This window comes from Vibrio rotiferianus (genome assembly GCF_002214395.1).
GTDB classification, from domain to species: domain Bacteria; phylum Pseudomonadota; class Gammaproteobacteria; order Enterobacterales; family Vibrionaceae; genus Vibrio; species Vibrio rotiferianus.
The window spans coordinates 2,919,680-2,934,199 of sequence record NZ_CP018312.1; the positions used below are offsets into that span (position 1 = coordinate 2,919,680).

Annotated in this window: 14 protein-coding genes; 4 read left to right on the plus strand and 10 right to left on the minus strand. The window is 45.7% G+C overall.

Annotated elements, in window-relative coordinates; genetic code table 11:
- Nucleotides 1-24: 24 nt before the first annotated feature.
- Nucleotides 25-1,698, minus strand: coding sequence for a methyl-accepting chemotaxis protein (locus tag BSZ04_RS22700; protein ID WP_088881453.1), 1,674 nt, complete (start codon nucleotides 1,696-1,698; stop codon nucleotides 25-27).
- A 207-nt stretch (nucleotides 1,699-1,905) separates the two neighbouring features.
- Between BSZ04_RS22700 and coaBC the strand changes: the two genes are divergently transcribed.
- From coaBC to BSZ04_RS22715, 3 genes are all read left to right on the plus strand, one after another.
- Nucleotides 1,906-3,108 carry a bifunctional phosphopantothenoylcysteine decarboxylase/phosphopantothenate--cysteine ligase CoaBC gene (gene coaBC / locus BSZ04_RS22705; RefSeq protein ID WP_088881454.1) on the plus strand — a complete coding sequence of 401 codons (1,203 nt, stop codon included), beginning with the start codon at nucleotides 1,906-1,908 and terminating at the stop codon, nucleotides 3,106-3,108.
- Nucleotides 3,109-3,277: 169 nt separating this feature from the next.
- On the plus strand, nucleotides 3,278-3,868 hold the full coding sequence (gene slmA / locus BSZ04_RS22710; protein ID WP_043046348.1) for a nucleoid occlusion factor SlmA: 591 nt from the start codon (nucleotides 3,278-3,280) through the stop codon (nucleotides 3,866-3,868).
- 5 nt (nucleotides 3,869-3,873) lie between these two features.
- Nucleotides 3,874-4,824 carry a Kdo(2)-lipid IV(A) acyltransferase gene (locus BSZ04_RS22715; protein ID WP_088881455.1) on the plus strand — a complete coding sequence of 317 codons (951 nt, stop codon included), beginning with the start codon at nucleotides 3,874-3,876 and terminating at the stop codon, nucleotides 4,822-4,824.
- A gap of 188 nt (nucleotides 4,825-5,012) precedes the next feature.
- On the opposite strand, the gene pyrE is transcribed toward BSZ04_RS22715, so the two are convergent.
- Nucleotides 5,013-5,654 (minus strand): orotate phosphoribosyltransferase, encoded by a 642-nt coding sequence (gene pyrE / locus BSZ04_RS22720; RefSeq protein ID WP_005379384.1) that lies wholly within the window; start codon nucleotides 5,652-5,654, stop codon nucleotides 5,013-5,015.
- Between the two features lie 104 nt (nucleotides 5,655-5,758).
- Nucleotides 5,759-6,475: a ribonuclease PH gene (rph, locus tag BSZ04_RS22725; RefSeq protein ID WP_038883426.1), complete on the minus strand. Its 717-nt coding sequence runs from the start codon at nucleotides 6,473-6,475 to the stop codon at nucleotides 5,759-5,761.
- 174 nt (nucleotides 6,476-6,649) lie between these two features.
- Here rph and BSZ04_RS22730 point away from each other — a divergent pair, with 174 nt between their 5' ends.
- Entirely contained in the window at nucleotides 6,650-7,516 is an 867-nt protein-coding gene (locus BSZ04_RS22730) for a YicC/YloC family endoribonuclease (RefSeq protein ID WP_088881456.1), read from the plus strand.
- Nucleotides 7,517-7,582: 66 nt separating this feature from the next.
- Here the strand turns inward: BSZ04_RS22730 and BSZ04_RS22735 are convergent, their stop codons facing one another.
- The 7 genes from BSZ04_RS22735 to BSZ04_RS22765 all read right to left on the minus strand — a co-directional run bounded on the left by BSZ04_RS22735 (nucleotide 7,583) and on the right by BSZ04_RS22765 (nucleotide 14,519).
- Complete coding sequence (locus BSZ04_RS22735; protein ID WP_088881457.1) at nucleotides 7,583-8,536, minus strand: DMT family transporter; 954 nt, start codon at nucleotides 8,534-8,536, stop codon at nucleotides 7,583-7,585.
- 198 nt (nucleotides 8,537-8,734) lie between these two features.
- Nucleotides 8,735-9,106 carry a hypothetical protein gene (locus BSZ04_RS22740; protein WP_050910382.1) on the minus strand — a complete coding sequence of 124 codons (372 nt, stop codon included), beginning with the start codon at nucleotides 9,104-9,106 and terminating at the stop codon, nucleotides 8,735-8,737.
- 170 nt (nucleotides 9,107-9,276) lie between these two features.
- Nucleotides 9,277-9,702: a phosphate-starvation-inducible protein PsiE gene (locus BSZ04_RS22745; protein WP_010445065.1), complete on the minus strand. Its 426-nt coding sequence runs from the start codon at nucleotides 9,700-9,702 to the stop codon at nucleotides 9,277-9,279.
- Nucleotides 9,703-9,864: 162 nt separating this feature from the next.
- Nucleotides 9,865-10,704 (minus strand): ABC transporter ATP-binding protein, encoded by an 840-nt coding sequence (locus BSZ04_RS22750; RefSeq protein ID WP_010445064.1) that lies wholly within the window; start codon nucleotides 10,702-10,704, stop codon nucleotides 9,865-9,867.
- Between the two features lie 36 nt (nucleotides 10,705-10,740).
- Entirely contained in the window at nucleotides 10,741-11,598 is an 858-nt protein-coding gene (locus BSZ04_RS22755) for an ABC transporter ATP-binding protein (RefSeq protein ID WP_010445063.1), read from the minus strand.
- A 9-nt stretch (nucleotides 11,599-11,607) separates the two neighbouring features.
- Entirely contained in the window at nucleotides 11,608-13,437 is a 1,830-nt protein-coding gene (locus tag BSZ04_RS22760) for an extracellular solute-binding protein (RefSeq protein WP_088881458.1), read from the minus strand.
- 38 nt (nucleotides 13,438-13,475) lie between these two features.
- On the minus strand, nucleotides 13,476-14,519 hold the full coding sequence (locus BSZ04_RS22765; RefSeq protein ID WP_010445061.1) for an ABC transporter permease: 1,044 nt from the start codon (nucleotides 14,517-14,519) through the stop codon (nucleotides 13,476-13,478).
- Between the last annotated feature and the right edge of the window lies 1 nt (nucleotide 14,520).

The following is a 14,520-nucleotide window of genomic DNA, read 5'->3' on the forward strand; positions in this document are numbered from 1 at the left end:
TTTTCTATGTAATAAAGAGATCAATCAGAGTTTGAAATGCCCTACAAGATCGTGCATTTCAGATCCTGATCGAGATAACTTGGTACTAATATGCTCTGAGTTCTGCAATGTATCATTAATTCGATTCACAATTTGCTGTATCGCCACCAAATTCTGATTAATGTCTTCAGCCACAGCACTTTGCTCTTCTGCAGCTGAAGCCGTTTGAATCCCCATGTCACGAATAGTACCGATGGAATGATGCACATCAGATAACGACTGCTGGATCAGCGATGACTCCTCTACCGTCTTTACTCCTCGCTCTTGGCTAGCCGCCATCGTCGTTACCGCTCTAGAGACACCACTTTGCAACTGCTTAAGCATATCGCCAATTTCATGAGTGCTGTTCTGTGTTCGACTCGCCAGTGAACGTACTTCATCTGCAACCACAGCAAAACCACGGCCTTGTTCACCCGCTCGTGCTGCTTCAATAGCGGCATTCAAAGCCAATAAGTTGGTCTGCTCTGCAATCTCACCAATCACATCCAGCACCTTGGTGATTTGCTCAGTTTGTTGGCTTAATTCAGAAATCGCTTCAGACGTACTATTCACTTCTTCGACCAACTTGCTGATACCATCAATGGCTTGATCAACTTCACGCTGCGCTTCCGTCACCTGAACATTGGCATCATCGATCGCCTGCGCCGTCGCATTCGTATTGGTCGCGACCTCTTTCGCGGTCATGCTCATCTGCGTCACAGCCGTCACTACCTTTTCCGTTTCTAAGCAGTGATTTTGCATCTGCCCACTCGCTTGAGATGTTTGCTGATCAAGTTCACCCGATACGGTTTGCACCGTGGTGGCAGAACGATGAATATCCTGCATAAGCGGGTGAAGCTTATCCATGAACTCATTAAACGCCGTCGCGACTTCACCTACTTCATCTTTGCTTTCGATTTTCAGACGTGCTGTTAGGTCCCCTCCACCAGCAGCAACATCTTTCAGTGATGTCGCTATGTGTTGTAAAGGTTGAATACCTTTAGTCACAGCGATACTGGTTAGAATACTTGTGATGATCAAACCAATAACTGAGATCGTAACTGCCGACAACGTATGCTCATTCAGCTCTTGTGTCCGCAATTCACGCTGCATGGCCACTTGCTGATCGATATCATCAATATAAATCCCTGTTCCCAGTACCCAATCCCATTTTGATAAATACTCTGCATAGCCAAGCTTTGGAGCCTGTGCATCAATTGACGGTTTATGCCAAGAGAAGTACAGGAAACCATCGCCATTTTTAGAGGCGTCAATCAACCCTCCAATGACTGCGACACCATTTTCATCTTTCAAGCCAATAAGGTTTTTGCCTTCCAAAGATGGTTTAATCGCATGCAGCGTGTTCACCCCTTTAGAATCGTAAGCAAAGAAATAGCCATCACTCTCAAAGCGCATTGCTTTGAGGATTTCTTTTGCCGCTTCTTTGTTGCTGCCATTCACATCCGCATCGTAAAGCGGTTTTATCGCCGTCACCCCCATCATCATATAGGCTTGTAGTTCTTTCTTACGGCTGTCTATTAACTCCTGTCTATCTCGAGCTAACTCTGCCTCTAAGCTATTACTGCTGTTGATGTAGTACACCACAGAGATCAATGTGGTGATCAATAGCAAAGGGATCAGAGTGACCAGCAGCAATTTACTTCTACTTTTCAATACCATTTTTATTTTCCACTACCTTGTTATCGTTCTTTTCTCTCTATCTTGCCGAGCACACGAGAATTGTCTGTGAAGTAAACAAAACTTTTATATAACGTCCGGTCACTATTATTCTGTTGTTTGATGTGGATTAGCTTCTGGACAGATTTGCCTGGGCGACGAAAGATTCACTTGTGCTAAACTCATCGCCAGAAAAATTGGAGATCTCACATGCAAACACTAGCAGGAAAGAAAATTCTACTCGGCATCAGTGGCGGTATTGCCGCGTATAAATGTGCGGAGCTAACCCGTCGCCTAATAGAAAGAGGCGCGCAAGTTCAAGTAGTGATGACCAAAGCGGCGAAGGAGTTCATCACTCCATTAACCATGCAGGCTGTTTCTGGCCGTCCAGTATCGGATAGCTTGTTAGACCCAGCAGCAGAAGCATCGATGGGTCACATTGAACTGGCAAAATGGGCAGATTTGGTTCTTCTTGCTCCTGCGACTGCCGACTTGATTGCACGTATGTCGGCTGGCATGGGTAACGATTTACTGACTACGCTCGTACTTGCGACAGATTCACCAATCGCGGTATCTCCAGCAATGAATCAGCAGATGTACCGCAACATCGCCACCCAAGAAAACATCGCGACCCTAGCACGCCGCGGTATGCACATTTGGGGTCCGGCGGCAGGCGAACAAGCATGTGGCGATGTAGGCCCAGGTCGAATGCTAGAACCAATGCAACTTGTCCATCTGTGTGAACAGTTTTTCCAACCAAAACTGTTAGCTGATAAGTCGATTCTGATCACTGCGGGTCCAACCCGAGAAGCCATTGACCCAGTGCGTTACATCTCTAACCATAGCTCAGGCAAAATGGGGTTTGCGTTGGCGAATGCTGCTGCACAATTGGGCGCTAACGTGACACTTGTCAGCGGTCCAGTAAGCTTGAGCACGCCAGTCGGAGTAGTGCGAATTAATGCGGCTAGCGCACAAGAGATGCACGATACAGTAATGGCTCACGCGGCAAAGCATGATGCCTTTATTAGTTGTGCAGCCGTAGCCGATTATCGCCCTGAAGATGTCGCGTCTCAAAAGTTGAAAAAGACCGAAAACAATGATCAGATGACCATCAAAATGGTCAAAAACCCTGATATTGTTGCGGCCGTTGCAGCGATGACCGAACAACGCCCATTTACGGTGGGGTTCGCTGCCGAAACGAATGACGTTGAGACGTACGCACGTGGCAAACTGGTGAAAAAGAACCTTGATATGATTTGCGCCAACGATGTTTCAGTCGAAGGTCAAGGGTTTAACAGCAACTACAACGCCATTACTTTATTCTGGCCACAAGGTGAACAGGCATTAGCATTGGAATCCAAAGAAGCCCTAAGCTTTAGAATTTTGGAAAAAATGTTCGAGTTGATGCCATAACGGCTCGAAACACCATTCTGTTTTCATCAAAAACTGGCACAAATTTGGTACAAAGATGACAAGTGAGGGTGTTAAAGCTCCCATTACACCCTCGCTGGTCTAGTGTGATGCCAAATAGCGTCTTATAATCCCCTCCGCTCAACTTTGTATTTTGAAAGGAAGTAACTAAATGGCCGGCAGTAAAAAATCCAATCGTCGTGAAGAAATCTTGCAAGCACTCGCACAGATGCTTGAATCTACAGAAGGCGCTTCACGCATTACTACGGCAAAATTGGCGAAACAAGTCGGGGTGTCAGAAGCCGCGCTTTACCGCCACTTCCCTAGTAAAGCTCGCATGTTTGAAGGTTTGATTGAATTCATTGAAGAAGCTTTGATGACTCGAATCAACCGCATTTTGGATGATGAGAAGGATACGCTAGAGCGCATTCGCATGGTGATGCACCTTATTTTAGCATTCTCAGAACGTAACCCTGGCCTGACACGTATTCTTTCTGGCCATGCTTTAATGTTTGAAAATGAGCGCCTACGTGAACGTATCAACCAACTGTTTGAGCGTATTGAAACACAACTTCGTCAGATCCTGCGTGAACGTAAGATCCGTGAGGGCAAATCCTTCCCAGTCGAAGAACGCATTCTAGCCGCTCAAATCCTTGGACAAGTTGAAGGTAGCCTAAACCGCTTTGTTCGCAGTGATTTCAAATACCAACCTACCGCGAATTTTGACGAATATTGGGCTCTTCTTAGTGCACAAATAAAGTAGAGACTATGAGTAAAGAAAAATACACGAAACCCGAGTTTTCTTTTTCCCTTCTCCACCCTCGTAATTGGGGAGTTTGGCTCGGGTTTGGCGCTTTAGCCATTGTGGTCAATCTCCTCCCATACCGCTTATTGCTGTCACTAGGCCAAACTCTTGGTCATATCGGTATGCGTTATGGTCAAAAGCGAGTCCATATCGCCAAGCGAAACTTAGAGTTAGCCTTCCCAGATAAAACAGCAGAAGAAATTCAATCCATCGTTGAAGAAAACTTCAAAAATACCGGCATGGCATTGATTGAAACTGGCATTACTTGGTTTTGGCCAACATGGCGTTTCAAAAACCTGATCGTTGAAAAGGACCTTGCTGCGCTACGTGCAAAAGCGGCAGATGGAAAAGGTGTCTTACTATGCTGCGTTCACGCACTGAACTTAGAAATCACTGCTCGTGCTTTTGCGGTATTAGGTGTTGCAGGGTACGGTGCATTCCGTCCACACGACAATCCAGCCTACAACTTTATTCAGTATTGGGGACGTACGCACAATGGCAATAAACTGATTGACCGTAAAGACGTTAAGCAGATGATTCGTGTGCTGCGTAGCGGTGAACGTTTGTTCTACTTACCAGACCACGATTACGGTCGTAACAAGTCAGTGTTTGTGCCTTTCTTCGCAGTCGAAGATGCATGTACTACAACTGGTACCAGCATTCTGGCTTACACGTCTAAATGTTCAATTATTCCGGGTTCTGGTTTCCGTAATGAAGATGGCAAATATGAAATCATTGCTGATAAGTGCATTGAAGCCGATTACCCGAAAAAGGACGAAGTTGCCGCAGCGGCCTATATGAACAAGTTTGTAGAAGAAGTGATTCTGCGTGCACCAGAGCAATGGATGTGGCTACACAAACGCTATAAAACAATGCCTGATGAAAGCACGCCGAAAGGCATTCGCTACAAATAGGCGACGTCGACAGATTAAAAAGGGGCTGATGGATATCCACCAGCCCCTTTTGCTTTTTGGCAAAACCAGACTCCCAATTCGTCGTTCTTCCTCTTGAAAATGACGATTACCAATGAGCAATCTCATTAACGTCATTTCCTACAGTGAGGAACGAACGTGATAGGAAATCTCGCTTTTCAAATTCAGAATTAAATGCCGTATTCCGCGCGGTACGCTTTTACTGCTTCTAGGTGCTCTTTGTCTGTACCTTTCTCTTCAAGGAAAGTCACAAGGTCAGTCAGGCTCACGATTGAAATGATTGCACAACCAAAGTCGCGTTCCACTTCTTGAATCGCTGATAACTCGCCCTTTCCTTTCTCTTGGCGGTCAATCGCAACCAACACACCCGCTAGGTCTGCACCGTTTGCTTGGATGATTTCCATTGATTCGCGAATTGCGGTGCCTGCTGTGATTACGTCATCTACCAGCATGATACGACCTTCAAGCGCCGAGCCTACAAGGTTACCGCCTTCACCGTGGTCTTTTGCTTCTTTACGGTTAAAGCAGTAAGGCGTGTCGATATCGTGGTGATCCGCTAGCGCTACTGCTGTTGTAGTCGCGATTGGGATACCTTTGTACGCAGGGCCAAACAGTACATCAAACTCAATGCCTGAATCTGCAAGTGCTGCTGCGTAAAAACGACCAAGACGCGCTAGATCACGACCAGTATTGAAAAGACCAGCGTTAAAGAAGTACGGGCTTTTACGGCCAGATTTCAAAGTAAACTCACCAAACTTAAGAACTTCTTTCTCAAGTGCAAACTCAATAAATTCACGCTGGTATGCTTTCATTATTTTCTCTCTATATCCTTGGTTTCTTGTGTCTCTTCTCGACAATCATTCATTTCTCTGTTGTCGAGATAAAAAAATAGCCCCCATAATGGGAGCTATCTAAATCAATTGGCTAACGCCGCCTTCTGCGCTGCGACAATTTCCGTAATGCCGACTTTCGCCGACTCTAACAGAGCCATCAGCTGCTCATGACTGAACGGTTCACCTTCTGCGGTGCCCTGAATTTCAATCATCTTGCCTTCTTCCGTCATTACGACGTTCATGTCTGTGTCTGCCGCTGAATCTTCAACGTACTCAAGGTCACACAGAACATCATCACCTAGCAAACCAACGGAAACTGCCGCTACGTGGCCTTTCATTGGGTTTGCTTTTAGCTTGCCGCTATCCACTAGGTGTTGGAACGCATCCGCTAGAGCAACGCTTGCGCCGCTGATAGATGCTGTACGAGTACCACCGTCTGCTTGGATAACATCACAGTCAACCGTGATCATAAACTCACCCATCGCTTGTAGATCAACCACTGCGCGTAGGCTGCGTGCAATCAAGCGTTGGATTTCCATTGTACGGCCACCTTGCTTACCGTTCGCAGCTTCACGACGAGTACGCGAGTGAGTCGCACGAGGTAGCATGCCATATTCAGCGGTTACCCAGCCTTTACCTTGACCTTTTAGCCAACGAGGCACAGATTCTTCAACGGTCGCATTACACAACACTTTGGTGTTACCAAATTCAACTAACACAGAGCCTTCAGCGTAAGCTGTGTAGTTACGAGTAATTTTGATTGGGCGAACTTGGTCCGCCTTGCGATCGTTTGGACGCATGGGCATCTACCTTAAGTAATGAGGAGAAGACGATTTGGTTGGGCGCAGATTATAGCGGAATCGATTAAATAAAGCTATCTGGACAATCTCTACACAGAATAGCACAGCCACAACTCTCTGGCTGTGCTACTATTGCGGGGTAATTTTCAGCAAATTAGAAGACAGGAAAATTCGATGATTTACAGTATGACAGCGTATGCGCGCAAAGAGGTAAAAGGCGATTGGGGTAGCGCAGTGTGGGAAATCCGCAGTGTGAACCAACGCTACCTAGAAACTTACTTCCGCATGCCAGAACAATTCCGCGCTCTTGAGCCTGTACTGCGTGAGCGTTTTCGTAAGCGCCTAGCACGCGGTAAAGTAGAATGTAGCCTACGCTTTGAAGCAAACCCAGCCGCAAAAGCGGAACTTAGCATCAACGAAGCACTGGCAAACCAAGTGATCAAAGCGGCAGAACAAGTCATGCACATGACGGGCGAACTAAGCCGCATCAACCCATTCCAAGTAATGCAATGGCCAGGCGTGATGGAGACGCCAGAGCAGAACATGGATGAGGTAAACAAAGAACTGCTTGCTGCATTTGATGAAGCAATTAGTGAGTTCATTGAAGCGCGTGGCCGTGAAGGCGACAACATGAAAGCGCTGATCGAGCAACGTCTCGAAGCGATCACAGCTGAAGTGGTAAAAGTTCGTGCACGCATGCCTGAAATCCTAGAATGGCAACGTGAGCGTCTGTTCTCAAAATTTGAAGACGCAAAAGTTGAGCTAGACCCATCTCGCGTTGAGCAAGAGCTGATCCTTCTGGCACAAAAATCAGACGTAGCGGAAGAGCTAGACCGTCTAGATTCTCACGTAAAAGAAACCACAAACATCCTGAAGAAAGGTGGCGCAGTAGGCCGTCGTCTAGATTTCATGATGCAAGAATTCAACCGCGAATCTAACACGCTAGCGTCGAAATCTATCAGCACAGACATCACCGCATCAGGTGTTGAACTAAAAGTTCTGATTGAGCAAATGCGTGAACAGATCCAGAACATCGAATAATAAACCTTTCGATTTATCTTCTAAAGCCCTGCATTGCAGGGCTTTTTTAATAAACTTTAGTCTGTGTTAGGCATTGAGATTCTTCATACAATGCTCACATAGCACAGGCTTTTTCTCAGCAGGTTTTAGGCGAAAGCGCTGCCAGAAAGCAGGCTCGGCTTTCGTTACAAAAATACCGCCAAGTAATGGCAGCAGCAGGGCAACAGAAACCAACGACAAACTGTTACCCGCAATCCATGTTGAAAGGCTAAGCGCAATCAACGGGAAAAACAGAAAACAAATCGAGGCAGTAAACGGCGTCGACACCTGTCCAAGTTTAAAGTACGCCACAATGCCACCTACGCTGGCAAACATACCAAGGTAAATCACCGCCGTAATCGAATCCATCGAGAACTGAGAAATGTCTGGCCGTTCAACAAGCAGTGAGGTGATAAACAACAATACGGAAGCGACAAAGCTAGGAAAGGCGTTGTAAGTCAGTACTGGAATGCCCTTGCAGAACTTTTCGACAAACACATACATCACCGAATGAATTGCGACCGCCCCACCTAAAGCGAGAAAGCCCAGTAGATAATCCTCGCCACCTAAACTCATCTCTTTAGCCAGAATCAGAATTAAGCTCAGAACCGCCACCAAAAGACCAGCAATCTGCGATTTACGTAACCTAAGCCCAAGGAACAAGCTCGATGTCACCATGACTGCAATTGGCATATTGGCGAAGATGATCGAAGCAAGACCTGATGAAATGTACTGTTCGCCAAAAATCATCAAGGTAAATGGAATCGCGAAATAGAAAATCGCGACCACGAACATCCAAAATACTTTTCCCTTAGGAAAGAACAGAGGCTGATTGAGGTGTTTCGCCAACATGATTAATAGCGGCGCTGCAATCAAAAAGCGCAGTCCGGTAGCAAAAATGGGCGGAATAGTTTGCACCGCCACTTCCATCGCAAACCACGTGGTGCCCCAAATTAAACACACAGACACAAACAAGATGATCGGTAAATGCTTATGCGTCATGGCGACCTCCCGCTTTTAGGTTGATAATAAGGCTTGGCAGGTGCGCAGCAAGGTGCTCGTTACGAGCAATTGGATTAGTTTTCATTTTTCATTCCCATCACAGGATGGTGCAAATAGAGAGCTATTCACACGCATAACAAATTCACACGGCAATTCGTGCAGTAACATTGTTGGCAGCGATACGCTGCGAGATAGGAATTAAGCTATCGGAGGACGATAGTGAGAGTGCATGTCTGCACTGGTGTAGAGCGCGGCTTTACTTACCGCCATTTCATCTCGGAATGGAGCCTCATAAGATCTTGGCTGAGTTTCAACAACAGCTGTACCCGATGCGTGGCCATGGGAGCAACACTGCTTTTCAAAGCATGTTCCGCCAGGTTCACAACAACCCGGTTCGTCCTGTTTAGCTGAACCAAAGGTTAAGTCACAGTAGCTAATATGCAGAGACTCAGCCGTCGTGATGTGGCTCACTGTTGATGATATTTCTGCACGAGCGATACCGCTTGAAAGCGCAAATGCAATCAAGACACTCAACAGAAAATAAATTGTCGATGTGCTTTTCGCCAACATCACAATATCTCATCAGAACAAGTAAAAAGGTTAGTGTGAAGATACTCATCAATTAGACAAGAAACAAGATGGCTTGAGATGACTTTACACTTTTTTACCCCAATGCCATTTGGAGGTGATTTCCCTTCACACAAAAAATTAAGCCTCGCACTGAGCGAGGCTTAATAACATTATTCGTCTTTTTCGGCGGTTTGATTATCGATATACGGCCAATAATGATGACCGACTCGAATAACCAAGGTTGCCGCAGCCAGAATAAACGCGGCTAAAGAAAGCCATACGATCATCACGGAGTCGAGTTCTTTCATGCCAAGCGTGATGTAACGAGCAATGGCCATCATAGCAATGTAAATTGGATAACGAACCGGTATCTTACCGTTCATCACAAACTGCCCGACCATGGCGAGCACTTCGAGGTAGATAAACATCAATAAGATGTCATCAAGTGAAACACGCTTTTGTACATAAATATGGATAAACTCTTCCACCATCGCCCACACGGTCGCCAAAGTAATGGCAACCAATAGAACGGCTTCAAGCAGATGAAAAAGTTTCAGAAATGGACGACTGAATGATTTAGGTAAATGCGACGGCATGGCCAACTATCCAAAAAATCAAAGGAATAAGTTTGCAGTGTAGCACGCTATTTTACAGAAGCTGAAGGCACGTGCGTTCTCCCGCTATAAAAATACGCTCATAATAAAAACGCCCCAACTAACTGGAGCGTTTTTGATGATAATTTTACTCAGCAGATGGCGCTACGCCACTTGCTGCTTTTTTTCTGCTAAGCGCTTTTTCTTGCGGTATTTCGGGTGCGTAATCGGAATCGCCGATAAAAGCTTTTTGGTGTAATCGTTCTGAGGGTTCGCGTAGATCTCCTTCGCATTTCCGGCTTCTACTACTTTACCAAAGTACATCACTGCCACTTTATCAGACACATGCTTCACTACAGACAAGTCATGGGAAATAAAGATGATTGCAAGGTTCATCTCTTGCTGGAGTTGCAGTAGCAAGTTCAAGATCTGCGCCTGGACCGATACATCCAACGCTGAAACCGACTCATCACAAATCAGCAGTTTAGGCTTTAGGGCAATCGCACGAGCGATACCAATACGCTGACGCTGACCACCAGAGAATTCATGTGGGTAACGGTTTACTGCGGTTTCAGGCAGACCTACTTTAACCAGTAGCTCTTTAACCCACTGCTTACGCTCTGCAGATGTGCCCACATTGTGTATCACGTACGGCTCTTCGAGAATCATGCCAATTGTATGACGCTGATTAAGTGATTCCATTGGGTCTTGGAATACGATCTGCATATCTTTACGCAGAGAACGCATCTGCTTTACGGATAACTTGGTGATGTCTTTGCCTTCAAAGAAAATCTTGCCCTCAGTTGGCTCATACAACTTGAGAATCGTGCGGCCCAAGGTACTTTTACCACAACCAGACTCGCCTACTAGGCCAAGAGTTTCCCCCTCGCCTACTGATAATGACACACCATCAACCGCTTTAATGGTGTAGCCTTTCTTAAACAGCCCTTTACCAGATACAAAGTGCTGCTTAAGATCTTCAATTCTTAATACTTCTTTAGCCATAACATCCTCTTTTATGACGTGCTCACTTTGCACCTGTTAGCTAGCAAACATGCTGGCATCAATTGGCTTAATGTCGATCATCTGTTTTGGTTCATTATCCAAACTAGGCATCAACCCCATCAAGCGCTCTGTGTAAGGGTGTTGTGGATTATCAAATAGCTCAAAAATCTCCGCTTTTTCGACAATACGACCACCGTACATCACCGCCACGTCATCACACACTTCGGCAACCACACCAAGATCGTGGGTAATGAAGATCATCGCCATGCCTGTCTCTTCTTGAAGCTCATTCATTAAGTCAAGGATAGACGCTTGAACGGTTACATCCAGTGCAGTAGTTGGTTCATCACAAATCAAAATGTCAGGCTTACATGCCAACGCCATCGCAATCATCACACGCTGACGCATACCACCTGATAAGTTATGTGGGTACTCGTTCAAGCGCTTTTCTGGCATTGGAATTTTAACTTTCGCCAGCATTTCAATGGCATAAGCTTCCCGCTCTTTTTTCCCTAATTCTGGGCGATGCAGTTCTAGCACTTCACAAAGCTGGCGACCGATAGAATGCACCGGGTTCAGTGCCGTCATCGGATCTTGGAAAATGATCGAAATACGGTCACCACGCATGGCGTACATCTCTTCTGCTGGGAGCGTCACGAGATTAGTGCCACGATAGTTAATCTCACCATTAATGATATTACCGTAAGGCTTAGGTAACAGACCCATGATGGACATTGAGGTCACACTCTTACCACTGCCCGACTCACCTACCAAACCAAGCGTACGACCTGCACGAACATCAAAGTTAACACCATGAAGTACCTTTACCGGGCCATCGTCGGTCGTGAACTCTACTTCTAGATCTTTAACACTTAGGATTACATCGTTTTCCATAACACATCCTTACAGCTTATAAGTGTCGTCAACAACCACACTCGGCTCAAAAGTTTTACCCGACTTCAGCGCCTTTTCAGTTTGTTTCTTAATCTCTTTGTCGATCCAGAACACACCAAGACCCGGAGAGAATGCATTAGGGAAAAGCATCGCTGTTCGTTTCGTCATTGGTTGCTCAGGATACTTCATCCAACGCCAATGACCTTCGCGGGTGTATGGAACCATATATCCAGGAACAATCACGGCAGCGTCATTAATAATGGTTTGGATTTGACGAGAAATTGCGCGCTTTTTATCGATATCAAACTCATGTTTGAAATCCATAATAAGTGCATCTAATTCTGGAGAACTGTAATTAGCATGGCTGTTAGTTTGCGGTTTGTTCGCATTCACTGAATGGAAATACTCCCAGTATGCCGGAACTTCTGCTGTTCCCATCGTTAAGAATGCCACCTCGTGCTTCTTCTCTAAGATGTATTTAAACGCCGATGAACCGTCCACCAAGTTCAATGTGTACTCAAGCCCGGCTAACTTGGCTTGTTCTTTAAGAAATGACATTCGCGGTGTATGACCCGCAAAGCTATACGTGATGGCAAAGCTTAAGCGCTGACCTTTATCGTTGACACGGATGCCGTCCTCAGCAATTTGGTCAAATCCCGCCGCCTTAAAGTACTCCACTGCTTTTTCAGGCTCAAACTTTGGCGGTACCGCATCTTTCAAATCATAATCACCGCGCCCTACGCCTAAGGCATTCGGTTTGCGAACATAATCCCCACGAGTGAGTTTTTCGATCATGCCATCAAAATCGCTCGCCAATGCGACACCTTTTCGCACATTTAAGTCGCTTAGCATTGGATTGGCGGTATTCAGCCATAAGCCGCCAGCCCCTTCTGGATATTGATTGTAACCCCAGAATTTAGTGATATAACCTTTCTCGTATGGCGCAGTTTTGGTCTTGTCATGCCAAAGGATTGGCCTAACTAAACCAAAAGAATCAAGCTTACCTTTTTCAAAGTGCTTCATCGCGATATCTGCATCTCGGATCACGGTAAAGCGCACTTTTTCTACATTGTAGCGATTCTTATAGTATGGATTAGAGTAACCCCACCAATCCTCTCCGACGTGCTTAAAAGTAACACTTTTGCCTTTTTTGACTTTATCTAGGTAGTAAGCAAACGTCGTTGGCTCACTCTTAAAGTTGTATTTGCGAACAAAGTTATCATCGATGCCGTCGCCATTTTCATCTTTCGATGGATTGGCATAAAAATGCGCAGGTCTGGGGGTCAAAGAGCCAAGCGTATACAGCAGATCTTCTTGGTTTTTCTCTGAGCCAGAAACGAAAGCCAAAGTGTGGTCATCGTATTTGATGACATCAGCGATCACATTGGTGTAGTACTCGTTATACCATGGTGCAACGATGTCTTTAGAGCGGTAGAACTTAAGCATGAAGACAAAATCATCAGCAGTAACCGGCTTGCCATCAGACCATTGAGCTTTTGGATTTAGCTTGAAATAGATAGTCTTGTTATCGTCATCGAATGCCCACTCATTAGCTAGGTCAGGAATCCACTCTAGCGTGTTTGGGTGCTTTCGAACTAAGTTTGGTGCATCATCGGCAAACCATCCGCGTAGACCAGAGTTAGAATCGGGGCCAACACTGCGAAGTGTCTGGGGGAAACTAGACATGAAGGTACGATAAGTGCCACCAAATTGCGCTTGTTCAGACGCATATAATGGTGCATCCCAATTTGTATGCCAGTTTAAGTCAGTCGGAAGCGTCTCTGACATCGCACCAAAACTCAGGGCGCTCAGCGTAGACGCTAAAAATAATTTATTCATAAAACTTCCCTTTTTTATGTTTTGCTCACAATGCTTGCTTAAACATAGCGTGTGAATTTTTTCGGGTCGAACGCTGCTCGAATCGCTTCACCAATAAAGGTCACCATGACCAATACCAGTACAATCGAAGCCACAACTGATGAAACAATCCATGGCGAGTCTAAATTCGACTTACCTTGCTGCAACAGCTCGCCCCAACTTGGAGTTGGTGGCATCAAGCCAAGGCCGAGGTAGTCCAGAGCCGTTAGCGCGGTGATGTTTGCTGCGATAGTAAATGGTGCAAGCGTCACAATCATTACCATCGTGTTTGGCAGAATGTGGTTAAACAGAATACGACCAGTTGAAGCCCCCAATGCACGAGCCGCCATTACGTATTCACGCGCAGACTCTTTATAAGTCATGGTTCGCATGTACCAAGTCATCCCCATCCAGCCAAATAGGACGTTAATGGCGACGAATAAGGTAAAGGTAGGCTGAACAATCGATACTAAGATCATGATGACATACAGGAATGGCACCATTGACCAAACTTCAATTAAACGCTGAACAAATAGGTCAAACTTTCCGCCCCAGAAACCCATTGCACAGCCAACTGCGGTACCGATAGCATAAGAAATAGCCATCGTTAGTAGCGCGAAACCCATTGCGGTGCGGAAGCCATATACTAGTCGAGCTAAAATATCACGGCCGATAACATCGGTACCCAAATAGTGTTTGTCTTCAGCACTTGGCGCCGTTGGAGGAAAGTCACCACTGAAGTCTTGCTCATATGGGTTCCAAGGCACGATAGGTAGAATTACGAAGTTATCACTGCCTTCCGCGGCAAATACTTTCTGTAGTTCTCGGTAATCCGCTTCGCTAGAGGACGCTTGTCCAAAATCACTTCCCAAACGTACATCGCTCACAACAGGGAAGTAGTAACTACCATCGTACTTTACTACCAATGCTTTGCTGTTGATCAACAACTCCGCAAACAGCGATAAAACCAACATGGTCGATAAAATAAGAAATGACCAGTAACCACGTTTTATATCTTTAAAGTGGCGGATTTTCTTTTGAGTTAATGGGCTAACTTTAATCATA